This window comes from Sphingopyxis sp. OAS728 (assembly GCF_014873485.1).
Taxonomy (GTDB): Bacteria; Pseudomonadota; Alphaproteobacteria; order Sphingomonadales; family Sphingomonadaceae; genus Sphingopyxis.
This window is the reverse complement of sequence record NZ_JADBDT010000001.1, coordinates 2,304,444-2,330,066: the sequence shown is the minus strand read 5'-3', so window position 1 is coordinate 2,330,066 and position 25,623 is coordinate 2,304,444. Positions and strand designations below refer to the sequence as shown.

General features: G+C 66.9%; 16 protein-coding genes. 7 read left to right on the top strand and 9 right to left on the bottom strand.

Annotated features, from left to right (window positions below):
- Window positions 1-243 precede the first annotated feature (243 nt).
- Genes GGC65_RS10865 through trxA form a run of 7 tightly spaced genes read left to right on the top strand, consistent with a single transcriptional unit; the run spans window position 244 to window position 11,559 of the window.
- The gene (locus GGC65_RS10865; protein WP_192647171.1) at window positions 244-2,601 is read left to right on the top strand and encodes a PAS domain-containing sensor histidine kinase; all 2,358 of its coding nucleotides are present in this window, start codon (window positions 244-246) and stop codon (window positions 2,599-2,601) included.
- Window positions 2,598-3,047, top strand: a complete 450-nt coding sequence (tsaE, locus tag GGC65_RS10860) for a tRNA (adenosine(37)-N6)-threonylcarbamoyltransferase complex ATPase subunit type 1 TsaE (protein WP_192647170.1) — start codon at window positions 2,598-2,600, stop codon at window positions 3,045-3,047. Before GGC65_RS10865 ends, tsaE begins: the two co-directional genes overlap by 4 nt.
- Complete coding sequence (locus tag GGC65_RS10855; protein ID WP_192649498.1) at window positions 3,047-4,018, top strand: aminoglycoside phosphotransferase family protein; 972 nt, start codon at window positions 3,047-3,049, stop codon at window positions 4,016-4,018. Before tsaE ends, GGC65_RS10855 begins: the two co-directional genes overlap by 1 nt.
- Window positions 4,015-4,734: a nucleotidyltransferase family protein gene (locus tag GGC65_RS10850; protein ID WP_318780154.1), complete on the top strand. Its 720-nt coding sequence runs from the start codon at window positions 4,015-4,017 to the stop codon at window positions 4,732-4,734. The genes GGC65_RS10855 and GGC65_RS10850 overlap by 4 nt, the downstream gene beginning before the upstream one ends.
- Window positions 4,727-7,723, top strand: coding sequence for a double-strand break repair protein AddB (gene addB, locus GGC65_RS10845; RefSeq protein WP_192647168.1), 2,997 nt, complete (start codon window positions 4,727-4,729; stop codon window positions 7,721-7,723). The genes GGC65_RS10850 and addB overlap by 8 nt, the downstream gene beginning before the upstream one ends.
- Entirely contained in the window at window positions 7,720-11,205 is a 3,486-nt protein-coding gene (addA, locus tag GGC65_RS10840; RefSeq protein WP_192647167.1) for a double-strand break repair helicase AddA, read from the top strand. The genes addB and addA overlap by 4 nt, the downstream gene beginning before the upstream one ends.
- A gap of 33 nt (window positions 11,206-11,238) precedes the next feature.
- Window positions 11,239-11,559 carry a thioredoxin TrxA gene (gene trxA / locus GGC65_RS10835; protein ID WP_062176521.1) on the top strand — a complete coding sequence of 107 codons (321 nt, stop codon included), beginning with the start codon at window positions 11,239-11,241 and terminating at the stop codon, window positions 11,557-11,559.
- 111 nt (window positions 11,560-11,670) lie between these two features.
- On the opposite strand, the gene argJ is transcribed toward trxA, so the two are convergent.
- The 9 genes from argJ to clpA form a co-directional block, all read right to left on the bottom strand.
- Entirely contained in the window at window positions 11,671-12,897 is a 1,227-nt protein-coding gene (gene argJ / locus GGC65_RS10830; protein WP_192647166.1) for a bifunctional glutamate N-acetyltransferase/amino-acid acetyltransferase ArgJ, read from the bottom strand.
- Window positions 12,898-13,051: 154 nt separating this feature from the next.
- Complete coding sequence (locus GGC65_RS10825; RefSeq protein WP_192647165.1) at window positions 13,052-14,485, bottom strand: aldehyde dehydrogenase family protein; 1,434 nt, start codon at window positions 14,483-14,485, stop codon at window positions 13,052-13,054.
- A 95-nt stretch (window positions 14,486-14,580) separates the two neighbouring features.
- Window positions 14,581-15,891, bottom strand: coding sequence for a M20/M25/M40 family metallo-hydrolase (locus tag GGC65_RS10820; RefSeq protein ID WP_192647164.1), 1,311 nt, complete (start codon window positions 15,889-15,891; stop codon window positions 14,581-14,583).
- Window positions 15,892-15,948: 57 nt separating this feature from the next.
- Window positions 15,949-17,424: a PQQ-dependent sugar dehydrogenase gene (locus GGC65_RS10815; RefSeq protein WP_192647163.1), complete on the bottom strand. Its 1,476-nt coding sequence runs from the start codon at window positions 17,422-17,424 to the stop codon at window positions 15,949-15,951.
- A gap of 184 nt (window positions 17,425-17,608) precedes the next feature.
- A complete protein-coding gene (glnA, locus tag GGC65_RS10810; protein ID WP_192647162.1) occupies window positions 17,609-19,021 on the bottom strand; it encodes a type I glutamate--ammonia ligase in 1,413 nt (470 codons plus the stop codon).
- A 71-nt stretch (window positions 19,022-19,092) separates the two neighbouring features.
- Window positions 19,093-19,431: a P-II family nitrogen regulator gene (locus tag GGC65_RS10805; RefSeq protein WP_037518110.1), complete on the bottom strand. Its 339-nt coding sequence runs from the start codon at window positions 19,429-19,431 to the stop codon at window positions 19,093-19,095.
- A gap of 228 nt (window positions 19,432-19,659) precedes the next feature.
- A complete protein-coding gene (locus tag GGC65_RS10800; RefSeq protein WP_192647161.1) occupies window positions 19,660-21,846 on the bottom strand; it encodes a PQQ-dependent dehydrogenase, methanol/ethanol family in 2,187 nt (728 codons plus the stop codon).
- A gap of 105 nt (window positions 21,847-21,951) precedes the next feature.
- Window positions 21,952-22,791, bottom strand: a complete 840-nt coding sequence (map, locus tag GGC65_RS10795; RefSeq protein ID WP_192647160.1) for a type I methionyl aminopeptidase — start codon at window positions 22,789-22,791, stop codon at window positions 21,952-21,954.
- A gap of 63 nt (window positions 22,792-22,854) precedes the next feature.
- On the bottom strand, window positions 22,855-25,194 hold the full coding sequence (gene clpA, locus GGC65_RS10790) for an ATP-dependent Clp protease ATP-binding subunit ClpA (protein WP_192649497.1): 2,340 nt from the start codon (window positions 25,192-25,194) through the stop codon (window positions 22,855-22,857).
- Window positions 25,195-25,623 lie beyond the last annotated feature (429 nt).

Genomic DNA, 25,623 nt, shown 5'->3' with positions numbered 1-25,623 from the left:
CTGTCCTACCATTTTTACGGCGCGGCCTGATGCGGGCATGCCCAAAAGGTTTCAAAGCGGGACAGGCAAGTCAAGCGAATTTCGACGAAATTCGGCGGGTGGAGATGCCGCGTTTTCGCTATTGCGACGCCGTTGTGCGACGCTTCGACGTCCGACGATTGAATCGGCTCGATACTGGCGATAGTGGGACAAGATGCTCTCAGGCCATTGTCCCGATTTTCCTGCCCAACCGGCGCAATGGTCATGATTCAGTCGGCAACAGCCTTGTTCGCTACCGGCCTGTTCGCCGCGCTGTGGCTGCTCGCAGGATTGTGGGCGGTGGGACGCGGGATCGCGATGCAGCGCCGCTCGGCCTTCGTCGCGGGGCAGGCCGAGCGGCTCGCCAGCTTGGTCGAGGCGTCGCCGCAGCTTCCCGTCATCGTCCGCGCCGACTGGCGGATCGAGGCGAGCGAGCGGCTCGGGCGCTGGCTGGGGCTCGAGCGCGGCCCGCGCAATTTCGACGAACTGCGCGGGCTCGGCAGCGGGCTGGACGCGCAGGGGCATGACGCGTTGCGGCAAGCGATCCTCGGCGCGCAGCGCGGCGCCAAACCCTTTACGCTGAGCCTTCGGCCCGAGAGCAGCAATCGCACGATCATCGTCCATGGCGCGGCGGCGCCGAATGCCGTCGGCGGGCCGGGCGGCGTGCTGCTCTGGCTGAGCGATGCGACCGACGGGCAGCAGGCGCTGGCGCACGCGCGCAGCGAGCGCGACGAGGCGATGGCGGCCTTCGAAGCCTTGTCGGGGCTGATCGAGGCCGCGCCGTTCCCGATGTGGTTCCGCGATACCGACCTCGCGCTCGCGCTGGTCAACAAGGCCTATGTCCGCGCGGTCGAAGCGAGAAGCGCCGCCGCGGTGATCGATGGCGCGATCGAGCTGTGCGAAACCGTCGCGGGCGTGAGCGCCGCCGAAGCCGCCGACGATGCGCGCGCCGCCGGATCGGCGCAGGTCCGCACCATTCCCGTGACGATCGAGGGCGAGCGGCGGATCATGCGCGTCGTCGATGTGCCGCTGGCCCCCGAGGGCGGCCGGGTGATCGGCATCGCGGGCTATGCGATCGACATTCAGGAGCTCGAAAGCGAGCGCGGCGCGCACCGCCGCTTCGTCGATACCCAGCGCGAGCTGCTCGACCGGTTGTCGGCGGCGGTCGCGCAATTCGGCCCCGACCAGGGCTTGAGCTTTGCCAACCTGCCGTTCCGCCGCCTGTTCGGACTCGACGCCGACGAGGTCGCTGAGGCGGCACCCTTCGCGCGCCTGCTCGATGCATGGCGCGAGGGCGGGCGGACGCCCGAAGTACGCAACTATCCCGAATGGCGGCAGGCGCATGTCGACTGGTTCGCGCAGCCGGGGGCGAGCGAGGAGGACTGGCTGCTGCGCGACGGAACGCATCTCCACGTCGTCGCCCAGCCGACCCCCGACGGCGGGATGCTGCTGATCGCCGAGGACAAGACCGAGCAGGTGCAACTCGCGGGCGCGCGCGACACGCTGCTGCGCGTCCGCACCGCGACCTTCGACAATCTGTTCGAGGCGATCGCGGTGTTCGCCCCCGACGGGCGGCTGCATTTGTGGAACCAGCGCTTCCGCCGCCTGTGGGGCATCGACGAGGGGACGCTTGCGGCCCATCCGCGCGTCGACGCGCTGATGGGCGGCCTCGCCGACCGGCTGGTCAAACCGAACCAGATCAGCGTCGTGCAGGAAGTCATCCGCGCCGCGACCCTGGAACGGCAACAGCGCGGCGGCGAAATCGGTTTCGCCGACGGCCGCTATTTCGATTTCGCGTCGATCCCGCTGCCCGACGGCAATGCGCTGCTCATCATGCTCGACATCACGCCGAGCCGGAAGATGGAAGGCGCGCTGCGCGAACGCAACGAGGCGCTCGAGGCGGCCGATCAGGTCAAGACCGCCTTCCTGTCGCGGATGAGTTATGAACTGCGCACGCCGCTGACCTCGATCGGCGGGTTCGGCGAGATGTTGCAGGCGGGCTATGCCGGCAAGCTCGGCGACCAGCAGCGCGCCTATGTCGACGCGATCATGGATTCGGTCGCTGTGCTGGGGCGCCAGATCGACAATGTGCTCGACCTTGCGCAGGGCGAGGCGGGGACGCTGGCGGTCGAGCGTGAGCCGGTCGACGTCCGCGCACTGCTCGAAGGCGCGCTCGCCGAAGCCAAACTGCTTGCGGACGGCGAGAAGGTCGAACTGGTCGGCAATCTGGCGCCCGATCTCGGCGAGATTGCGGGCGACGCTCCCCGCCTGTCGCGGCTTGTCGCGGGGCTGCTCGACAATGCGGTCCGCTACACCGTGCCGACGCGGCGGACCGGCGCGCGCGTGCTGCTCCATGCCGCGGGCGATGCGCGCGGGGTCGATATCATCGTGTCGGACAATGGCCCCGGTATTCCCGAGGCGGTGACGGCGGTGACTCAAGGACAGCAGGCGGGCACGGCATCGGGCGGGATCGGTCTCGCGCTTGCGCGCCAGCTCGTCGCGGCGCACGGCGGGACGATGGAAGTCGTCAGCGAGCAGGGGCAGGGAACGCTCGTGCGGATCAGTCTGCCGCGCGGCGCATGACCGATTTTTCCACCCGATATGATCTGAGCGAAGCCGAACGGATCGGCGCCGCGATCGGCGCGGCGCTGATGCCCGGTGACGTCGTTGCGCTGTCGGGCGATCTCGGCGCGGGCAAGACGACGCTGGCGCGCGCGATGCTGAAGGCGCGCGGGCTCGCGGGCGAAGCCCCCAGCCCGACCTTTGCGATCGTCCAGCCCTATGCGCCGCCCGAGACCGACCTGCCCATCGCGCATGTCGATCTCTACCGGATCGAGGACGAAGACGAGCTGATCGAACTCGGGCTCGACGACTATCTTTATGACGGCGCGCTGCTGATCGAATGGCCCGAACGGCTCGGCGCGGGCGGTTGGCCCGCAGCGCTGCTCCTCGCGATTTCGGGCGACGGCGACGCGCGCGTCTTGACAGCGACAGTGCCGCCCGCTTGGGGAGCAAGATGGCCGCTTTGATGATTCCGCCCCCCCATGCGCCCGCCTTTCTCGCCGCGCACGGCTGGGGCGATGCCCAGATTTTGCCGCTCGCCGGCGATGCGTCGTTTCGTCGCTATTTCCGGATCGTCGACGGCCACCGGCAGGCGGTGCTGATGGACGCGCCGCCGCCGCACGAGGATCCGCGGCCATTCATCGCGGTCGCTGAATATCTGTGCGAACAGGGGCTGACCGCGCCGACGATCCTCGCGCGCGATCTGGAGCAGGGGCTGCTGCTGATCGACGATTTCGGCGACGTGCGGCTGCGCGAAACGGCCGACGAGGCGCTGCATCGCGAGGTAGACCTCTACGCCGGCGTCACCGACCTGCTCGTCCACCTGCATGCGCGGGCGCCGATGGACGGGCTGCCGGTGCACGGGCTCGACCAGTGGCTCGACGAGGTGATGCTGTTCAGCGACTGGTATTGCCCGGCGTTCGATATCGAGGTCGACCGCGACGCGTTTCGCGCCGCATGGGCCGAGGTGCTGACGCCGGTCGAGAATGACGGCCTGCCGCGCGTCACCGTGCTGCGCGACTATCATGCCGAAAATATCATGCTGGTGCCGGGCAAGCAGGGCATCGCCCATTATGGGCTGCTCGATTTCCAGGACGCGCTGGTCGGCCATCCGGCCTATGACCTCGCCTCGGTGCTTGAGGACGCGCGGCGCGATGTGAGCCCGGCGGTCGAGGCGGCGATGCTCGCGCGCTATCAGGCGGCAACCGGGCAGGACATCGAGAACGCCTATTGGGCGCTCGCGGCACAGCGCAATACGCGCATCCTCGGCGTCTTCGTCCGCCTGTGGAAACGCGACAACAAGCCGCATTACAAAAGCTTCCAGCCGCGCATGTGGGGGCTGCTCGAACGCGACCTCGCGCATCCGGCGCTTGTCCCCGTTCGGCAATGGTTCGACGCCAATGTCCCCGCTTCGAAACGGGCGGAGGCTTGGCTGTGAGCGTGAAAATCGAAAGCGCGATGGTGATGGCGGCGGGGATCGGCAAGCGCATGCGTCCGCTGACCGCGACGCGGCCCAAGCCGTTGGTGCGCGTCGCCGGCAAGGCGCTGATCGACCACAGCCTCGACCGCATCGAGGCGGCGGGCGTCGAGCATGTCGTCGTCAACGTCCATTATCTCGCCGACGCATTGGAAGCGCATCTGGCGGCGCAGAAGCGCAAGTTCACGATCGCGATTTCGGATGAGCGCGACCTGCTGCTCGAAACCGGCGGTGGGATGGTCAAGGCGCTGCCGCAATTGACGGGCGACCCGATCCTGATCGTCAACAGCGACAATATCTGGACCGACGGGCCGCAGGACAGCATCCGCCATCTCGCGCGTCATTGGGACGGCGACAAGATGGACGCGCTATTGCTGCTGATCCGGCAGGCGAGCGCGACGGGGCATGGCGGGCGCGGCGATTTCCATATGGATGGCGACGGCAAGCTGTCGCGCCGCAAACCGGGGCGCATCGCGCCCTTCGTCTATACCGGCATCCAGCTCATTTCGCCGCGGCTGCTCGACAATGCACCCGAAGGGGCGTTTTCGACCAACATCCTCTGGGACCGCGCGATCGCGGCGGGGCGGCTCTATGGCTTGTCGCACATGGGGCAGTGGTTCGACGTCGGCACCCCGGCGAGCATCGCGCCGACCGAAGCCGCGCTGACGGATGGCTGACGCCAAACCGACCGTCTTTTCCATTCCGGTCCAGCGGGCCTTCGCCGATGCGCTCGCCGCCGGGTTGATCGCGCGCTACGCCGACGGCGCGCTGGGGCTCGCGCAAGGGTTGATCATACTGCCGAGCAACCGTGCGCGGAGCGCGGTGCAGGCGGCGTTCGTGCGCGCGGGCGGTTCGGGGCTGCTGATGCCGCGGCTTGCGGTGATCGGCGACGCCGACCTCGATGAATCGGTGGCCCTCGCGCTCGATCCGATCGACGAAAGCGATGCGATCCCGCCCGCGATCGACGCGCTGAAGCGGCGGCTGATGCTTGCCGCGCTGATCGAGAAACATAATCCCGCCGGCGAAGACCCGATCACCGGCGCGGCGGCGTTCCAGCTTGCCGAGGGGCTGGGGCGCGTGATCGACCAGCTCCATTATGAGGAGATCGCGCCGGCGCGGCTCGCCGACATCGAAAGCGCGCTCGGTGATCTGGCGGGGCATTGGCAGGCGTCGTGGCGGCGATTGTCGCTGCTTGTCGATCAGTGGCCGAAGCTGCTTGCCGAGACGGGGCAGATCGACCGCGCCGATCGCCGTAACCGCCTGCTCGCGCGCGTGACGAGGGGATGGCGCATCGCGCCGCCCGCGCGCTTCGTCGTCGCGGCGGGTGTGACGACGGCGGCGCCCGCGATCGCGCGGCTGCTGCGCACCGTCGCCGACCTCGCCGACGGCATGGTCGTGCTGCCGGGGCTCGACCTTGGCATGGCGGACGAGGAGTGGGACGCGCTCGGGCCGGTGAAGGCCGACCCGGAGAAGCCTCATGAACGCCCGCTCGAAACGCACCCGCAATATCATCTGAAGCTGCTGCTCGGGCGCATGGGCGTGTCGCGAGACGAGGTGCAGCCGTGGGGCGCGACGTCGCCCTTCGACGGTCCCGATGCGCGCGCGCCCTTCACCTCGCTGCTCTTCGCGCCTGCCGCCTACACTGCGCGCTGGCAGCAGGCAGGCGATCTCGGACGCGGCATAAGCGGGGTCAGCGCGGCGGTGTTTGCCGATGACGGGCAGGAGGCACAGGGGATCGCGCTGATGATGCGCCACGCGCTCGAAACGCCCGCGCGCACCGCCGCGCTGGTCACGCCCGACCGCGCGCTCGCGACGCGCGTCGCGGCGGCGCTCGCGCGCTGGGACATTTCGGTCGACGACAGCGCGGGGCAGCCGCTGGGGCAGACGCCGCCGGGCGCGCTGCTGCTCGCGCTCGCCGAGTTCGCGGCGGCGTTCGATCCGGTGCGGCTGGTCGCGCTGCTCGGGCATCCGCTGGTGCGCGCGGGCGAGGCGCGATTGGGCTGGCTCGATCAGGTACGGCGGCTCGACCTTGTCCTGCGCGGCCCCGGTTTGGTGCCCGGCTGGGAAGGTGTGACCGCCCGGATCGCCGAACGCGCCGCCGATCCGAAGGCGCGCGGCCATGGCGAGGCGGCGCTGGTCGCCGATTGGTGGGCCGATGTCGCGGCAGGGCTCGGCGCCGCGCTTGCGCCCTTCGCCGCGGGCGCGTCCGCGCCGCCGCCCGTCCTGCTCCGCGCCTTGCAGGCGGCGCTTGGCTGGCTGACCGGTGAGGGCGCATGGACCGGCCATGCCGGACGCGCGCTGTCCGAACTCTTCGACCGCTGGGCCTTGGCAAAGGGCGATGGCCCCGCGCTGGTCGCACCCGCCGATTTCCCGGCGATGCTCACCGATCTGCTGTCGGGCGAAAGCGTGCGGCCGCCCTATGGCGGGCATCCGCGGCTGTTCATTTGGGGCTTGCTCGAAGCACGGTTGCAGCGCGCCGATGTGATGATCCTCGGCGGGCTCGACGAGGGGCGCTGGCCGCAGCAGCAGAGCCCCGATCCGTGGCTCGCGCCGGGCATCCGGCGGATGCTCGGGCTCGCGGCGCCCGAACGCCAGCAGGGCGCGGCGGCGCATGATTTCGCGGGCGCCTTTGCGGCGCGCGAAGTGGTGGTGACGCGCGCGATGCGTAGTGGTGGCGATCCGGCGGTCGCGTCGCGCTTCTGGCTCCGCCTCGCGGCGCTCGCGGGCGACTTGCCCGAGGCGCGGCTGGGCGGTGAGAGCGTAGTGGCGCTGGCGGCAGCACTCGATGTGCCGCCGGGGCCGGTCGCGTCCGCGCCGATGCCGCAGCCGCGGCCGCCCGCCGATACGCGGCCCGATCAGATCAGCGTGACCGGTGTCGACCTGCTCGCGAAGGACCCGTACGGCTTTTACGCGGGACGAATCCTGCGGCTTTCGGTGCTCGACCCGTTGCGCGCAGGCCCCGATCCGCGCTGGCTCGGCACGCGCGTCCATGCGTTTCTGGAGGATTGGCAGCGCGCGGGCGCGACGCCCGAAGCGCTCGAGGTCGAAATCGGCCGCCTGCTCGACGACCCGGCGCTCGACGCGCTCGCGCGGGCTTTCTGGTTCCCGCGGATCGAGCCGGCGCTGCGCTGGGCGGCCGAGCGTGTATGGGCGGCGCGCACGGAAGGGCGCGAGCCGATCGCGACCGAGGTCAGCGGCGTACACGAGCTGGACGGCATCCGCCTGACGGGCAAGGCCGACCGCATCGACCGGCTCGCCGACGGCGGCCTCGCGATCGTCGACTACAAGACCGGCGCGGCGCCGAGCGGCAGCGCGGCGGCGGACGGTCTCGACAATCAATTGGGGCTGCTCGGCCTGCTCGCCGAAATGGGCAAGGTCGACGGGGTTGCGGCGGGACCGATCAACGCGCTCGAATATTGGAGCCTCAAGGCCGACCGCGCCAAGGGCACGGGCGGCAGCATCGCGCCGACGCATGGGAGCCGGCGCAAGCTCAAGACCGCCGAAGAGGCGGTCGCGCGAGCTTATGACGCGTTCGCCGAACTCACGGCCGCCTATCTGCTCGGCGACGGCGTGTTCGCGCCGGGGGACAATGCGAAGCGCTTTACCGATTACGACCAGCTGATGCGCCGCGACGAATGGTTCGGGCGGGGAGGCGACGTACCATGACGCGGCTCCACGATCTCGATCCGGGGCAGCAGGCGGCGGCGCAGCCCGACGAGCATGTCTGGCTCGGCGCGTCGGCGGGGACGGGCAAGACGCAGGTCTTGTCGGCGCGCGTGCTGCGGCTGATGCTCGCGGGGGTCGCGCCCGATGCGATCCTGTGCATCACCTTCACCAAGGCGGGCGCCGCGGAAATGGCGCACCGCATTCACGAGCGGCTCGCGCTCTGGGTGCGGATGGACGACGGCGATTTGCGCGTCGACCTCAACGCACTCGGCGCCGACTGGCAGCAACCGGGCATTCTCGACCGCGCGCGGTCGCTCTTTGCCACCGTGATCGACAGCGCGCCGGGCGCGATCCGCGTGCAGACGATCCACAGCTTCTGCCAGACCCTGCTCGCGAGCTTCCCGCTCGAGGCGAAGATCATGCCGGGCTTCCGCGCGCTCGAAGAGGGCGAGGCGGCCGATCTGCAGCGGCAGGTGATGGGCAAGCTGCTGGGGCAGCCCGGCGCCGAGGGCGATGCAATGCGCGGCCATGCGGCCATGCTGTCGCGGCGGATGGGGCAGGATGCCGCGATGGCGTTCCTCGTGCGCTGCGCCCATGCCTTTGCCGCGCCGTTCCAGACGCGGATATTGCCGCCGCGCGGGCATGACCTGCGCGCGGCGCTGGGGTTGCCCGATGGCGATGCCGAGGCGTGGCTGGCGGCGCGGATCGCGGAGGGGGCGATCGCCGATACGCATGTCCATGCCGTCGCGGCCAGCGGGGCGGGTTGGGGGACGAAGACCGGGCTTGCCTGTGCCGACGCGATGGCGGGTTGGCTGGCTGCCGATGCGTCCGCGCGCGCCGCGACGCTGGACGGCCTGCTCGGCTGCTTCCTGACCGGCAAGGGCGAACTCCGCGCGGACTTCGCGGGCGACAAGGGGCGGATGACCGATTGCGTCGACAGCGCGGTGCGGATCGTCGAAACCGCGCAGGCATTGCTGGCGACTGCCGCCGCGATGCGCGTCGCCGACGATCTGGCCGCGGCGTGGGATCTGGGGAGCCGCTTTGCCGAGGCTTATGCGCTGGCGAAGCGCGAGGGCGGGCTTGCCGATTTCGACGATCTGATCGCGATTGCGGGGTCGCTGCTGCGGCTCGGGCAGTTCGGCGAATGGGTGCGCTTCAAGCTCGACCAGCGCACCGACCATATCCTGGTCGACGAGGCGCAGGACACCAACACGCGCCAGTGGGCGATCGTCGCCGCGCTCGCCGAGGAATTTTTCGCGGGGACGGGCGCGAAGGACGAGCGCATCCGCACGATGTTCACCGTCGGCGACCGCAAACAGGCGATCTTCGGCTTTCAGGGCACCGAGCCCGCAGCATTCGAGGCGGCGCGCATCCGTTTCGGCGAATGGGCGGCCGACGGCGGCCAGCCGTTCGCCGAGGTCGACCTCGTCACCAATTACCGGTCGAGCCCCGCGGTGCTCGACGTCGTCGACGAATGGGTGGCGCGCGGCGGAACCGAACTCATGGGCCTCGCGAGCGACGAGCCACCGCACGAGCCGTTCCGCAGCGAGCATCCGGGGCGTGTCGAACTGTGGCAGCCGCTGCCGGTCGGCAAGGCGTTCGCGGCCGACGCCGATGAAGAGGATGGCGGCGAAGAGGAAGGCGGCGAGGGCGGCGATCCGCTCGCTCCCGCGAGCGATCCCGCGAGCCTCCGCCTGTCGCGCGCGCTTGCCGACGAGGTCCATGACTGGACGCTGCACGGCAAGGACGGGCGCAGCGTCGCGCCGGGCGATATCTTGATCCTCGTCCGCCGCCGCCGCGATCTTGCGGCGCGGATCGTTGCGCGGTTGCAGTCGCTTGGCGTGCCCGTCGCGGGTGTCGATCGCTTTGCGCTGACGCAGCCGCTCGGCGTGCAGGATCTGTTGTCGGCGATGCGTTTCGCGATCCAGCCGCTCGACGATCTGAACCTCGCGGCGCTGCTGGTATCGCCGCTGATCGGCTGGTCGCAGGACGATCTGTTCGCCTTTGCGCACGGGCGCGGCAAGCGCGCCTTGTGGGAGCGGCTGCGCGATCGCGAGGCCGAGGTGCCGGCTGAGACGATGACGGCGCTGCGTCATCTGCTCGGCATGGCCGATTTCACGACGCCCTATCGCTTCCTCGACCGCGTGCTGTCGGGGCCGATGCAGGGACGGCGGCGGCTCTATGCGCGGCTGGGGCGCGAGGCGCGCGACCCGATCGACGAATTGCTGAACCAGGCGCTGGCGTTCGAAAGATTGCACACACCCTCGCTGCTCGCCTTTCTGAGCGAGGTCGAGGCGAGCCGCGCCGATATCAAGCGCCAGACCGAGGCGCGCAGCAATGTCGTGCGCGTGATGACGGTGCACGGGTCGAAGGGATTGCAGGCGCCGATCGTCATCCTCGCCGATGCGACCGACGATCCGGTGCAGCGCCAGCGCGGCTTCGACCTGTCGCTTGCGGGTTGGGACCGGCTGCCGGTGTTCGGTCTGTCGAAAGAAGAACGCCACGGGCCGGTTGCTGCGGCGCACGACCGGAAGGCGCAGGCCGAGATCGAGGAGCATTGGCGTTTGCTCTATGTCGCGATGACGCGCGCCGAGGAACTGCTGATCGTCACCGGTATCACCAAGAAGGAAGACCGATCGCTGCCCGAACTCTGCTGGCATGCTGCGGTCGACGGGGTGATGGAGGGCATGGGGCTCGGTTGGCAGGACGCCGGGCCGCGCTGGGGGCAGAAGCGCGTCCATGCCGTGAATCCGAAAGCGTGGGCGCGGCATCGCGACAAGCCCGCGGCGGCCGCGCGGGCCGTCGCGATACCCGATTGGGCGCTGAAACCGGCGTCCGAGGAAGCGCGCCCGCCGCGCCCGCTCGCGCCGTCGGCGCTGGGCGAGGACGATGTCGCGGCGCCGCCGCAAGGCGGCGAGCGTGCGGTCGCGGTCGAGCGCGGGCTGCTGCTCCATGCGCTGTTCGAGCGGCTGCCGCCCGTGGCGCCCGAGCGTCGGCGCGCTGCGGCGTTGCACTGGCTGTCGGTGCAGGCCGCCGCGCTCGACGAGGCGATGCGCGCGGCGATGGTCGACGAGATACTCGCGGTGATCGAGGATCCGGCGCATGCCGCGCTGTTCGGGCCGGGATCGCTGGGAGAGGTGCCGCTGTCGGCGGTGGTCGATGGCATTGTCGTCGCGGGGATCGTCGACCGGCTGCTCGTCACCGACGCAGTGGTGACGGTGATTGACTATAAGACCGGGCGGCATGTTCCCGCCACCGCCGCCGATGTCGCGCCCGCCTATCTGCGCCAGATGGCGGCGTACCGCGATGCGCTCGCGGTGATTTTCCCGGGACGCCGGGTCGAGGTGGCGCTGCTTTATACCGCCGCCGCGCGGCCGATTTGGCTCGACGACGCGTTGCTCGACGCGCACAAGCCCGGCTTGGCGGCAACCAAGGCGAATTTGCCGGGTTCAGCCCTTGAGCCGGACGCAGCGACACCCTAGTTTGGGTGCAACGATATTTCAGGAGTCCAAGATATGGGTACCAAGGCAATCAGCGACGACAGCTTTCAGGCCGACGTCCTCGACAGCGACACCCCCGTGCTCGTCGATTTCTGGGCCGAATGGTGCGGTCCGTGCAAGATGATCGGCCCGTCGCTCGAGGAAATCGCCGACGAACTCGGCGAAAAGGTGGTGATCGCAAAGCTGAACATCGACGATCATCCGAACGCCCCCGCCAAATATGGCGTGCGTGGCATCCCGACGATGATCCTTTTCAAGAACGGCGAGATCGCCGACACCAAGGTCGGCGCCGCGCCGAAGAGCGCGCTCAAGGGCTGGCTCGAAGGCGCGCTGTAAACGGCCCTTTAGTCCGTTCGTGTCGAGCGAAGTTGAGACACCCATCGGCCTTGTGCCATATCGATGGACATCTCGACTTCGCTCGATGCGAACGGATTTCCTATGCGCAGCTCAGCTGCGATAATCGGCATTGATGCTGATATATCCGTGGGTTAGGTCGCACGTCCAGACGGTCGCGCGGCCCTCGCCCAAGCCCAAATCCGCGCCAACGCGAATGTCTTGGCCTTTGAGGTGCGCCGCAACCGGCGCCTCGTCATAGCCGTCGACGGGTAGCCCGTCCTTCGCGACCCAATGATCGCCGAAACGGATCGCGAGCCTGTCGCGGTCGGCGGGTTCGCCCGCCTTGCCCACTGCCATCACGACGCGGCCCCAGTTCGCGTCCTCGCCCGCGATCGCGGTCTTCACCAGCGGCGAGTTGGCGATGGCGAGCGCGACGCGTTTGGCGCTGTCGTCGCTGGTCGCGCCGGTTACCTGAATTTCGATGAATTTCGACGCGCCTTCGCCGTCGCGCACCACCTGATGTGCAAGGTCGAGCGCGACTTCGCGGATCGCCGCGTAAAGCGCGTCGGCGCCGGGGTCATCGCGCGTGGTCAGCACGGCGTTGCCAGCCTGCCCGGTCGCGAACAGCAGCACGGTGTCGCTGGTCGAGGTGTCGCTGTCGACGGTGATGCTGTTGAAGCTGCCGCCGGTCGCTTCGCTCAGCATCGCCTGCAGCAGCGCGGGTGCGACTGCGGCGTCGGTGAAGATATAGCCGAGCATCGTCGCCATGTCGGGTGCGATCATGCCCGATCCCTTGACGACCCCGGCGACGTGGACTGTCGTGCCGCCGACGATCGCGCTGGCGGCGGAGCCCTTGGCAAAGGTGTCGGTGGTGCCGATGGTGTCGGCGACGTCTTCCCATGAGCAGGACTCTGCCGTGAGCGCGGCCGCGACTCCGGCGCGCGCCTTGTCCTTGGGGAGCGGCACGCCGATGACGCCGGTCGAACTCACGAAGACCTCGTTCGGCTCGCAGCCGAGATGGTCCGCGACCTGACCCATGATTTGTTCGACCGCCTCGCGCCCGCGATAGCCGGTGAAGGCATTGCTGTTGCCCGCGTTGACGATCAGCGCGCGGCCTTTGCCGCCCTTGACTTGCTCGCGGCCGAGTTCGACTTCGGACGAGCAGCAGATGTTGCGCGTGAACACGCCCGCGACCGTCGTGCCGGGTGCGAGCTCGACATAGGTGAGGTCGCAGCGGTCCCAATTCTTGTACTGCGCGCGCGCGACGCGGCGCGTAACCCCGGCGATGTCGGGGAGGACCGGAAATGAGTCGGGGGCGAGCGGTGAGCGGGTGGTCATGGGCGGCGCATAATCGCTATCGGCCCAAAGCAAAACCCCTCCCGCAAGCGGGAGGGGCAGTGAGACTTGCGAGCTTGCTCGCTAGTCGCAGCGGGGAGGGTTCGCTACGCGACAGGCCCTCCCCCGACCCCTCCCGCAAGCGGGAGGGGAGTTATCAGCCGGGAATGCCGCTGATCGACTTCACTTCCATGAAATCCTTGAGCCCGAACAGGCCACCTTCGCGGCCGTTGCCCGACGCCTTGTAGCCGCCGAACGCCGCGCCCGGGCCGGGTCCCCAAGCGTTGACCGCGACCATGCCGGCGCGCAGCTTCGGCGCGATTTCCGCGGCCTTGGCAGGATCGCCGGAGACGACGGCCGACAGACCATATTCGGTGTCATTGGCGATATCGACCGCCTCTTCGAGGTCGCCATAGGCCATGATCGTTGCGACGGGACCGAAGATTTCCTCGTTCGCAATGCGCATGTCGCGCGTGACGCCCGAGAAGACCGTCGGCTTGATGTAATAGCCGCGGTTGACGTTTGAGGGCAGGCCGGTGCCGCCGGTCTCCAGCGTCGCGCCTTCGTCGATCGCCGACTGGATCAGGCCTTGGATCTTGTCGAACTGCGCCTTGTTGACGACGGGGCCGATATGGCCGCCCTCGGCCTGCGGATCGCCGACCTGTGTGCCATCGAACATCGCCTTGATGACGCCGACGGCTTCGGCTTCGCGGTCCTTCTGGACGAGGATGCGCGTCGGGGCGATGCAGCTCTGGCCGGTATTGACGAGCACGCCCTGCACCGTCGGCGGCAGCACCGCGGCGAAGTCGGCGTCGGGCAGGACGATGTTCGGCGACTTGCCGCCGAGTTCCTGATGGACGCGCTTGACGGTGTCGGCCGCCGCCTTGGCGACGAGGATGCCGGCGCGGGTCGAGCCGGTGAAGCTCACCATTTCGATGCCGGGGTGCGCGCTGATCGCGTTGCCGACGGTCGGGCCGTCACCCTGGACGAGGTTGAACACGCCCGGCGGGACACCCGCGGCGTCGAGGATTTCGGCGAAGATTGTCGCGTTGCCGGGGCATTCTTCGGAGGGCTTCAGCACCATCGTGTTGCCGCCGGCGAGTGCGGGGGCGACCTTGAGCGCGATCTGGTTGAGCGGCCAGTTCCACGGCGTGATCATGCCGACGACGCCGATCGGTTCATAGGCGATGACGCCCGCGGCATATTTTTCGGTGAAGCTGAAATCCTGAAGCGCCGCGATCGTGCCGAGGAAGCCGCCGATGCCGGCGCCGACCTGTGCGGTGCCCGCAAAGCTGACCGGGGCGCCCATTTCGCTCGCCATCGACTTCGCGAGGTCGGGCGCGCGCTTCTTATATTCTTCGACGATGCGGTTCAGCAGCGCGAGACGCTCTTCGCGCGTCGTCTGCGACCAGCTCTTCAAAGCTTCGCGTGCCGCAGCGACGGCGTCGTCGACGTCGGCGGCGGTGCCGAGGACGATCGTCGAGGCGGCTTCTTCGGTGGCGGGGTTGATCACGTCGTGCGGCTTGCCGCCCTTGCTGTCGACCCAGCGGCCGCCGATGTAATTCTGCTTGAGATGCGTTTCGGTGCTCATGTCCTGTCTCCCATCGGCGGTCAATTCCGTCTCGGATTGCTACCTAATCACTGTGGCAAATGAATCAAGCGAGGCCAACTGCCAAAGACGGCAGTTTAGCGCTTTTCAGCAGAAAGGCGTGACATCAGGATGGCAGCGCGCGTCGCCTGCCGCGCGATGCTGGGGATATCGACCGCCTCGCCCGGGGCGTGGTCGCCGGTGCTATACGGTCCGAGTCCCGCGATCCCGTCAACGTCGGCAGCGACGAAGCTGATGTCGCCCGCGCCGCGCTTCAGCGGATCGAGCGGCGCCATTTCGGCGAGCCCGAGGTCGCGGTTCACGCCGTTCAATTTTGTGAGCAGCGCGCGATTGCCGTCGGTCGGCGCCATCGGCGGATAGCCGCCGGGATCGAAGCTGATCGTCGCACCGGTGCCGGGGGCATGCTCGGCGACGATCGCGGTCATCTTCGCCTTCACGCGCGTGATCTGTTCGCCCGACAGCGCGCGGAGGTCGCCGCGTGCGATCGCGATCGGCGCGATGATATTGGTCTTGCCGTTCGCGGTCGCGCGGATGCCCGCGGCGTCGAGTTCGGCCTGCTGCCCGCCCGCGATCAGCCCGACGTTGAAGGTCAGGTTCGGTTCGGGAAGTTCGGTGCGAAAGCGCTGGATGATGCGTGTCAGCTCATAGATTGCGCCGTCGCCCGCCGCGGCGCTGAAGATGCCCGAACTGTGCGCGCTCTTGCCCGTCGCGACGACCTTCCAGCTGTCCGACGAACGTCGCGCGACCGATCCCATATCGGCGCCGTTGTCGCGCACCAATCCTTCGAAATCGAGCGCGACGTCGCTGCGCTTGCCCGCGGCGATCAGGTCGGCGCGCGCTTTCTCGATCGGGCTGCCCGAATCTTCCTCGTCGCCGGTCATGTGGATTTCGATATTCGCGTCGTTGAGGGTACCCGCCGCCCTCATTGCGCGCAGCGCCGCGACGATCACGACCATCCCGCCCTTGTCGTCACCCGCGCCGGGGCCTTCACCCATATCGCCCTTTCGGGTGAATTTCTGGAAGGGCGAGTCCGGCTCGAACACCGTGTCGAGATGCGCGATCAGCAGCAGGCGCTTGGTGTCGGGCTTGCCGATGTGCGTCGCGATCAGATGGCCGGCACGGCCGGTGTCGGTCATCGGCTTCCACTCGACCTTGAAGCCCAAGGGCTCGAGTTCGGCGCGCATCATCTGCCCGACCTTCTCGACCCCCTCGAGATTGAGCGAGCCGCTGTTCTGGTTGACCAGCTTTTCGAGCAGCGCGAGCGAGCGCGCCTGCTCGGCCTCGACCGTCTTTGCCATGCCGCTTTCGGCTTTCGTCAGCTTGGCCTGCGCGGCCGGGGCGAGCGCGAGTTGCAGCGCGACGAGAGCGGTAAAGGGCAAAGATTTCATGGGGGGGCCTCCTGTGGAGGCGTCCTTGTGCCGCGCGCCTCAAAAGGCTGCAAGCCGTTAGCCCGGGCGGACCATGAAAATATCGCCGCCGAGGCTAACGATGAAGAGATTCCCGGCGCTGTCCTCGCCAAAGGAGGCGACCTGGCTGAGCGTTCCCGCATCGGGGGCGAAGTCCTCGTTGCGGCGGGCGAAGCGCGATGCGGGGAGCGTCTGTCCGGCGATGAAGCTGGAGAAAGGGACGGTCCAGAAATTGCTCGAGATGAAGTCGCCGAAGACATATTGCCCCTGAAGCGAGGTCACCGGGCCGCGATAGACATAGCCGCCCGTGACGGTGCTCCCTTCGCGCAGCCCGCTGCCATGCAGATATTCGGCGACCGGATTGACGAGGCCGGCGGGCGGGGTTCCGGAATTCGCGCGCGTACCTTCGCGGAACGGCCAGCCGAAATTGAGCCCCGGCTGGCTGGTCGTGACGATATCGACTTCCTCCACCGCGCCTTCGCCGACGTCGCCGATCACGAGCGTCGAACCGTTGAAAGAGGCGCGGAACGGATTGCGGAAACCGAGCGCAAAGACATAGGGATCGCCGCCGCCCGCGAGATATGGATTGCCCGGCGCGGCGCTGTAGCTGTTGCCCCCGGCGCCGACCGCGAAGCGTAGGATCTTGCCGAGCCGCGAGTTCGTATTCTGCGCATTGTTCGCCAGGCTGCCGCCACCGTCGCCGACGGCGACATAGACGTGGCCGTCGGGACCGTAGCCGATCCAGCCGCCATTATGGTTGCTGTTCTCCGAATGCGGGATGCTCAGCACCGTGTCATAGGTGGTCGACGAGTTCGGTTGCCCCAGCGTGTAACGGCGCACCTGCACTGCGCCGTCGGTCGCGGTGGCGACGGCGAACAGCCGCTGCGAGGTGGCATGGTCGGGATATACCGCGAGCCCCAGCAGGCCGCGTTCGCCGTTCGTGGAAATGTCGGTGATATCGAGGACGAGCGTCCGGTTGCCGTTGGCGGGATCGAAGCGGTACACATTGCCGCCCTTCTCGACGACATAGACGTTGCTGCTGCCGGGAATGGGCGCGACATAGAGGGGCTGGCTGAAGCCCGTGCCGACGCGCGCAACGGCAATGCCTTCGCGGCTGTTGGTCACGGTGATGTTGACCATCTGCGTCGCGCTTGCGTTCGCGTCGCTGACGCGCAGTTGGACCGTATAGACATTGTCTCCATTGGTGTCGCCGGGCAGGTCGTAATCGGGCGCGGCGTTGAAGCGCAGCGCACCGGCCGTCGTTATCGAAAACAGCGCCGCATCGGCGCCGCCGTCGATTGCAAAGGTCAGCGCGTCACCATTGGGATCGGTTGCCGTCGCCTGATAGGCGGCGGCCGTGTTTTCCGCGATGCTTGCAGTCTGGAGCGATGTGAAGGTCGGCGGGGCGTTGGCCGTGGGCGGGGTGCCGCCACCTCCGCCACCACTTCCTCCTCCTCCTCCGCCGCAAGATGCCAAGATCAAAGGGGAGAGGGCGGCGAGGACGCGTATCCGCATGAACAAACAGCCTTTCGCGATCAAGCCCACCCGATACCAACCTGCCACCCGTCCGGAGGGACCGCAACCCCGCCAGTTTACCACAAGTGGAGGGCCGCGCTTTCGTGGCGCCGACACCCAACAGGAAAGGGCGCCCGGTTCCCCCGAACCGGACGCCCTCCCGTGGCGTAACTGATCGCTGGGATCAGGCGCTGTAGTACATGTCGAATTCGACCGGGCTCGGGGTCTGTTCGAACCGGTAGACTTCGTCCCATTTCAGTTCGACATAAGCTTCGATCTGGTCCTTCGAGAACACGTCGCCCTTTAGCAGGAAGTCGTGGTCGGCCATCAGGCTGTCGAGCGCTTCGCGCAAGCTGCCGCAGACGGTCGGGACTTCGCTCAGTTCCTCGGGCGGTAGGTCGTACAGATTCTTGTCCATCGGGTCGCCCGGGTGGATCTTGTTCTGGATGCCGTCGAGACCCGCCATCAGCAGTGCCGAATAGCACAGATAGGGGTTCGCCATCGCGTCGGGGAAGCGGAATTCGACGCGCTTCGACTTGGCGCCCGCGCCGTACGGGATGCGGCACGAGGCCGAACGGTTGCGGCTCGAATAAGCGAGCAGCACCGGCGCTTCGAAACCGGGGACGAGGCGCTTGTAGCTGTTCGTCGTCGGGTTGGTGAAGGCGTTGAGGGCCTTGGCGTGCTTGACGACGCCGCCGATGAAATAGAGGCACATGTCCGAAAGGCCGGCATAGCCGTTGCCCGCGAAGAGCGGCTTGCCCTTTTCCCAGATCGAGATGTGGGTGTGCATGCCGCTGCCGTTATCGTCCTTGATCGGCTTCGGCATGAAGGTCGCGGTCTTGCCATAGGCATGCGCGACCTGATGCACGACGTACTTGTAGATCTGCATGCGGTCGGCGGTTTCGGTGAGCGTGCCGAAGGTCAGGCCGAGTTCGTGCTGCGCGGCGGCGACCTCATGGTGATGCTTGTCGCACGGCAGGCCGAGTTCGAGCATCGTCGAGACCATTTCGGCGCGGATGTCGACGGCGCTGTCGACCGGCGCGACGGGGAAGTAACCGCCCTTGGCGCGCGGACGGTGCCCGAGGTTGCCGCCTTCATAGCTGCGGCCGGTGTTCGTCGGCAGCTCGATATCGTCGATCTCGAAGCCCGACTTGTTGTAGCCCGTTTCGAAGCGGACGTCGTCGAACATGAAGAATTCGGCTTCGGGGCCGACATAGACGGTGTCGCCGATGCCGGTCGAGGCGACATAGGCCTCGGCGCGTTTCGCGGTGGTGCGCGGGTCGCGGGCATAGCCTTCGCCGGTCGAGGGTTCGACGATGTCGCAGAAGATCACGAGCATCGGAGTGGCCGAGAAGGGATCGTCATAAACGGCGTCGAGGTCGGGCTTGAGGATCATGTCCGACTCGTTGATCGCCTTCCAGCCTTCGATCGACGAACCGTCGAACATCAGGCCGTCTTCGAGCTCGTCTTCGCCGAGGACCGAGGCGACCATGGTCAGGTGCTGCCACTTGCCCTTGGGGTCGGTGAAACGCAGGTCGACCCACTCGATGTCGTTTTCCTTGATCCGCGCGATGATATCCTTGGGCTTCGTAGCCATCGTCTATGCTTCCTTCTTGCGAAATGATCCGGCGTGCCGGGGGTTTTCGGGTTTTCGAAAAGTGCGAAAGATTAAAGCGCGTCCTCGTTGCGTTCGCCGGTGCGAATGCGAAGCGCGGTTTCGACCGGAATGACGAAGATCTTGCCGTCGCCGATACGGCCCGTCTGCGCAGCGGCGGCGATTGCCTCCACGACGCGTTCGGCCATCGAGTCTTCGACGATGACCTCCAGCTTCACCTTGGGCAGAAAGTCGACGACATATTCTGCACCACGATAGAGTTCGGTGTGACCCTTCTGCCGGCCGAAACCCTTTGCCTCGGTGACGGTGATGCCGCTGACACCGACTTCGTGCAGCGCTTCCTTCACTTCGTCGAGCTTGAACGGCTTGATGATCGCCTCAATCTTCTTCACGCTTTTTGTCCCCCTTTGGGCTGGCCGCCGCTCCTTGCGCGTCAAGCCGGATCAGGCGTGCCTGGTCCGGTCTGCCGTCGAGTCGGTGCGATGTCCCGCCATCTTGCACCAATCAAAAGCCGTGCCAATTGGCGAATCGCGGGGATTTGGTAAGAAATTTGAAACGAAAGAACGCCGCTGCCCAAGGGGTGAGCAACGGCGTTATTCGATTGCCTAAATTTTGAGCAGTCAGCGTCCCATCGGCGCCGAGGAGTCCGCCAGATTGGTCTTCGTCCAGTTCGACCGCTCGATGACATAGGCGCGAATCGCCTCGGCATCGGCGGGGGTGAGGACATTGGCGAAACTGACCATACCACGGTCTTTCAGCGCGCCGCCGATCACGACGCCCTTCCACGCGTCGGCATTGGCAAGCGTGCCCGAAACGCGGAGGTCGGGGGTGAAGCCGTTGCCGATCGCGCTGTCGCCATGACAGACGATGCAATAGCGCCCGAAATGCGCCTTGCCGGCCGCAACCTGCGCGGGCGAGGCGGTCATTGGCGGCGGGTTCCATGCGAGCGCGGCGGAGGCGGGCGGGGCGGGGAGCTTCACCGTGCCGCCGATCTTCATGACGATCAGGCGCGGGATGTTCGGGATCTTGCGCGTCGCGCCGCCCGCGACCCCGGCGACGAGCGGGAAGGCGCCGCCCTTGCTCGTCTGGAAGGCAATATATTGCACGCCGCCGACGCGGAAGGTCGAGGGCGCGCTGACGATCCCCGACTGCATGTCGAGGTCGAGCAATTGCTTGCCGGTGTCGGCTGCATAAGCGCGGAAGCGGCCGAGGCTGGTGCCCTGAAAGACGAGGTTGCCCGCAGTCGTCATCGTGCCGCCATTCCATGCGGCGGGGTGATCGACCGCCCAGGCGACCTTGCCGGTGCCCGGATCGAAGGCGACGAGGCGGCCGGTGGTGGCCGCGACGGCGGCGCGATAGGCCGCCTTGTCGTCGGGCATCATCGTCGCGGTGAGCGACGAGCCGATGTTGAACCCGACGACCTTGCGTTTGTCGAGTTCGGTCATGTCCTGCAAATAAGCCTGCGGGATCTGCTGCGCCGGGATGTAGACGAGGCCCGTCGCGGGGTTGTAGCTCATCGGATGCCAATTGTGTGCGCCGAGTGCGCCGGGGATCGCGATAAAGGGCTTGCCGGTCTTGTAGAAACGGGCCTCCGGCGTCTCGATCGGGCGGCCCGTCGCCATGTCGTAGCCGGTCGCCCAGTTGATCCCGTCGACGAAAGGCTTTGCGTCGATCAGCTTGCCGTTCGCGCGGTCGATGGTGAAGAAAAAGCCGTTCTTCGGCGCATGGTACAGCACTTTGGTCGGTTTGCCGTTCACCGCCTGCTCGGCGAGGATGATCGGCTGGGTCGCGGTGTAGTCCCACGTCTCGCCCGGCGTCTCCTGATAGTGCCATTTATACTTGCCCGTCGTGGCATCGAGCGCGACGACCGAGGAGAGGAACCAGTTGTCGCCTTCGCCATTCGAGCGCGTGCCATGGTTCCACGGATTGCCGTTGCCGACGCCGAGATAGATCTGGTCGAGGTCCTTGTCGTAGACGATCGCGTCCCACACGGTGCCGCCGCCGCCCGAGGTCTGCCACTCGCCCTTGTCGGACCAGGTGGCGTTGGCCTTAGTTGCGAAGATATCGTCGGAGGCTGCGCCGTCCTTCGCCTTGGTCGGGTTCGGCGCGGTGTAGAAGCGCCAGCGCTCCTTGCCCGTATCGGCGTCATAGGCGGTGACATAGCCGCGCACGCCGAATTCGGCGCCGCCGTTGCCGATCAACACCATATCCTTCACGACGCGCGGCGCGCCGGTGATCGTGTAGGGCTTCGACGTGTCAAAGGTCTGCGTCGACCACAGCTCCTTGCCCGTCTTTTTGTCGAGCGCGATCAGGCGGCCGTCGAGCGCGCCGACGAAGACCTTGTCGCCCCAGACGGCGACGCCGCGGTTGACCACGTCGCAGCAGGCGCTAACCGCGCGCTCGCCGGGAACCTTGGGGTCGAATTTCCACAGCGGCTTGCCGGTCGCGGCGTCCCATGCGCTGACCTTCGACCAGGCGTGCGTGACATACATGACGCCGTCGACGACCACTGGTGTGGCTTCCTGTCCGCGCGCATCGTCGAGGTCGGCGGTCCAGGCGATGCCGAGTTCGCCCACATTCTTGTCGTTGATATCGGTCAGCGGGCTGAAGCGCTGTTCGTCGTAACTATAGCCGATGCCGCCCCAGTCGTCGCCGTTGCCGCCGGTCTTGAGCAGGGTCTCGCTGGCCTTCTCGGCATCGTCGAGCGATCCGCCGCCCGAGATGCTGTCATTCTTCGATGCGTTGCATGAAGCCAGTGCCAATGCCGCGCAGCCCAGCAGCGCGGCCGTAAAGACCCGTTTCGCCATCCCTTGCTCTCCCGTTCGACGCCTATCGTTGACGTTAACGTCAAGACTGCGCGCGAAGGCGCACGGGTGCAAGCGGGAAATTGGGGGGTAAGAGAGGGGGCTGACTTACGCCCAGGGCGGCGCGTTCAGACCCTTCGGGCTGGCGGTGAAAATCTCGCAGCCGGTTTCGGTGATGCCGATGCTGTGCTCGAACTGCGCCGAGAGCGAGCGGTCGCGCGTCACCGCGGTCCAGCCGTCGGCGAGCATCTTCACCGCATATTTGCCGGTGTTGATCATCGGCTCGATCGTGAAGAACATGCCGGGGCGAAGCTCGGGGCCCGTGCCGGGGCGGCCGGCGTGGACGACCTCGGGCGCATCGTGGAACATCTGGCCGAGGCCGTGGCCGCAGAAATCGCGGACGACCGAATAGCGGTGGCGTTCGGCATGCGTCTGGATCGCATGCGCGACGTCGCCCATGCGGTTGCCGGGCTTTGCCTGCTCGATGCCGAGCATCAGGCATTCATAGGTGATTTCGACGAGGCGCTTCGCCTTGATCGGCACATCGCCGACCAGATACATGCGGCTGGTGTCGCCGTGCCAGCCATCGACGATGCTGGTGACGTCGATGTTGACGATGTCGCCCTCGCGCACCGGTTTGTCGTCGGGAATGCCGTGGCAGACGACATGGTTGATGCTGGTGCAGCAGCTGTGCGTGAAACCGCGATAGCCCAAGGTCGCGGGAATGCCGCCGCCATCGAGCATCATCGTTCGGACGAGGTCGTCGATCTCGGCGGTGGTCACGCCCGGCTGGACGAAGGGAACGAGCGCGTCGAGGATTTCCGCCGACAGTCGACCCGCCTTGCGCATGCCGGCAAAGCCCGCCTCGTCATGGAGCTTGATCGTGCCGTCGCGAACGCGGGCGGGGGCCGCAGCATCGGCGGCGGTTACGGAGACATAGTCGTACATGAGAGCGATATAGTCGCTGGAGCCTCAAAAAGCGAGGGGCGGCCATTGGCCGCCCCGTCGCCTTTATTCTGCGGCCTTCTTCGCCTTGTCGGCTTTGGGCTTGCCCTTGCCGGCCTTGGGCGCGGCGGGGGTGATTTCGAAGGTCAGCGGGTTGCCGACCTTGGCATCCTCGCCGGTCTTCATCTTCACCTTGACCTCGCCGCCATGGACCAGCTTGCCGAAGAGCAATTCCTCGGCGAGCGGCTGCTTGATCTTTTCCTGGATCAGGCGGCCCATCGGACGCGCGCCATAGAGCTTGTCATAGCCCTTGCCGGTCAGCCATTCGCGCGCCGCTTCGTCGAGCTGGATGTGGACGTTGCGGTCGGCCAGCTGCAGTTCGAGCTGCAGGATGAACTTGTCGACAACGCGCGCGACCACTTCGGGGGGCAGATAGCCGAAGGGCACGATCGCATCGAGGCGGTTGCGGAATTCGGGGGTGAAGAGATTCTTCACCGCTTCCTCCTGCACATCCTCGCGCGTGAACTGGCCGAAGCCGATGCTCTCGCGCGCCATGTCGCTGGCCCCCGCATTCGTCGTCATGATCAGGATGACGTTGCGGAAGTCGACCGTCTTGCCGTGATGGTCGGTCAGGCGGCCATGGTCCATCACCTGCAACAGGATGTTGAACAGGTCGGGATGCGCCTTTTCGATCTCGTCGAGCAGCAGCACGCAATGCGGGTTCTGGTCGATCGCATCGGTGAGCAGGCCGCCCTGATCGTAACCGACATAGCCCGGAGGCGCGCCGATGAGGCGCGACACGCTGTGGCGTTCCATATATTCGGACATGTCGAAGCGCTGGAGCGGGATGCCCATGATCGACGCGAGTTGCTTCGCGACCTCGGTCTTGCCGACGCCGGTCGGGCCGCTGAACAGATAGTTGCCGATCGGCTTCTCGGGATCGCGCAGGCCCGCACGGCTCAGCTTGATCGCCGACGAGAGCACCTCGATCGCGGTGTTCTGGCCGAACACGACGCGCTTCAGGTCGGTTTCGAGGCTGGCGAGCGTCGCCTTGTCGTCGGTCGAGACCGACTTGGGCGGGATACGCGCCATCGTCGCGATGACCGCCTCGATCTCCTTGGCGGTGATCGTCTTCTTGCGTTTCGACGGGGCGACGAGCATCTGCATCGCGCCGACCTCGTCGATCACGTCGATCGCCTTGTCGGGCAATTTCCGGTCGTTGATGTAGCGCGCCGACAGGTCGACCGCGGCGTTGATCGCATCCTGCGTGTAGCGCACCTGATGGTGCGCCTCGAACGCGCTGCGCAGGCCCGCGAGGATCTTCTTGGTGTCCTCGAGGCTCGGCTCGATCACGTCGATCTTCTGGAACCGGCGCAGCAACGCGCGGTCCTTCTCGAAATGGTTGCGGAACTCCTTGTAGGTCGTCGAGCCGATGCAGCGAATGACGCCGCCCGACAGCGCCGGCTTCAGGAGGTTCGACGCGTCCATCGCGCCGCCGCTCGTCGCGCCCGCACCGATGACGGTGTGGATCTCGTCGATGAACAGGATCGCGTGCGGCAGGCCTTCGAGCTCGGTTACGACCTGTTTCAGCCGTTCCTCGAAATCGCCGCGATAGCGCGTACCCGCAAGCAGCGCGCCCATGTCGAGCGAATAGATGACCGCGGGCAACAGCACCTCGGGCACGTCGCCCTCGATGATCTTGCGCGCGAGTCCCTCGGCGATCGCGGTCTTGCCGACGCCGGGATCACCCACATAGAGCGGGTTGTTCTTGCTGCGGCGGCAGAGGATCTGGATCGTGCGGTCGACCTCGGCGCTGCGGCCGATCAGCGGGTCGACCTTGCCGGTCTTCGCCTTCTCGTTGAGGTTGACGGTGAACTGGTCGAGCGCAGTCTCTTTCTTGTTCTTGCCGTCGCTCTTTTCCTTGGCCTCTTCCTTTTCCTCGGGCTCGGCTTGCGGCGAGGGCTTGCCGCCCTTGCCGACGCCGTGGCTGAGGTACGAGACCGCGTCGAGCCGCGTCAGATCCTGCTGCTGCAGGAAATAGACCGCATAGGATTCGCGTTCAGAGAAGAGCGCGACGAGGACATTGGCGCCCGTCACCTCATCCTTGCCCGACGACTGGACGTGCAGGATCGCGCGCTGGACGACGCGCTGGAAGCCCGATGTCGGCGACGGGTCGCTGTGCCCCTCGACCTTCAGGCTGTCGAGTTCGGTGTCGAGATAATGGACGACCGCCGATTGCAGGTCGTCGAGCGCGACGCCGCACGCACGCATCACTTCGGCGGCATGATCGTCGTCGATCAGCGCGTAGAGCAGATGCTCGAGCGTCGCATATTCGTGGTGGCGCTCCGAAGCGGCCTTCAGAGCGTTATGGAGGGTCTTTTCGAGGCTTTCCGAAAAAGACGGCATGGTCATTCATCTCCTTGCGGGGACCAGGCCGGGGAGATGGCGGCCCCCTTAGGAACACAAGGTGGCGATGCCGCCGCCTCATCGCAAGGGAAAAGCGGTTGGCTTTGTGAAATTACGATGACGGGGTTGGAATGTGGTTAACGGGATGTTCGGATTGGGCCGAGGTTCTGCAATCCGCTTCGCGACGATCCATTCAAGGGTGGCAAACGCGGCCCTGGGCTTTGGGCGCATGCGATATTTGCGATCCGTCGGGCCTTAAAGCCACAAAAGCCCCACATGGGCGCCTCGAAACTGTGTCCTTTGTGGCCTTAAGGCGACAAAAGATACGGACGTGCGCGTCGAAAATGTCTCCTTTGTCGCTTTAGGCGAGGTTGCTGAAGCCGACCATTTCAAAGAGCGGGGCGGAGGCTGGCACGGCGGAATAAAGTA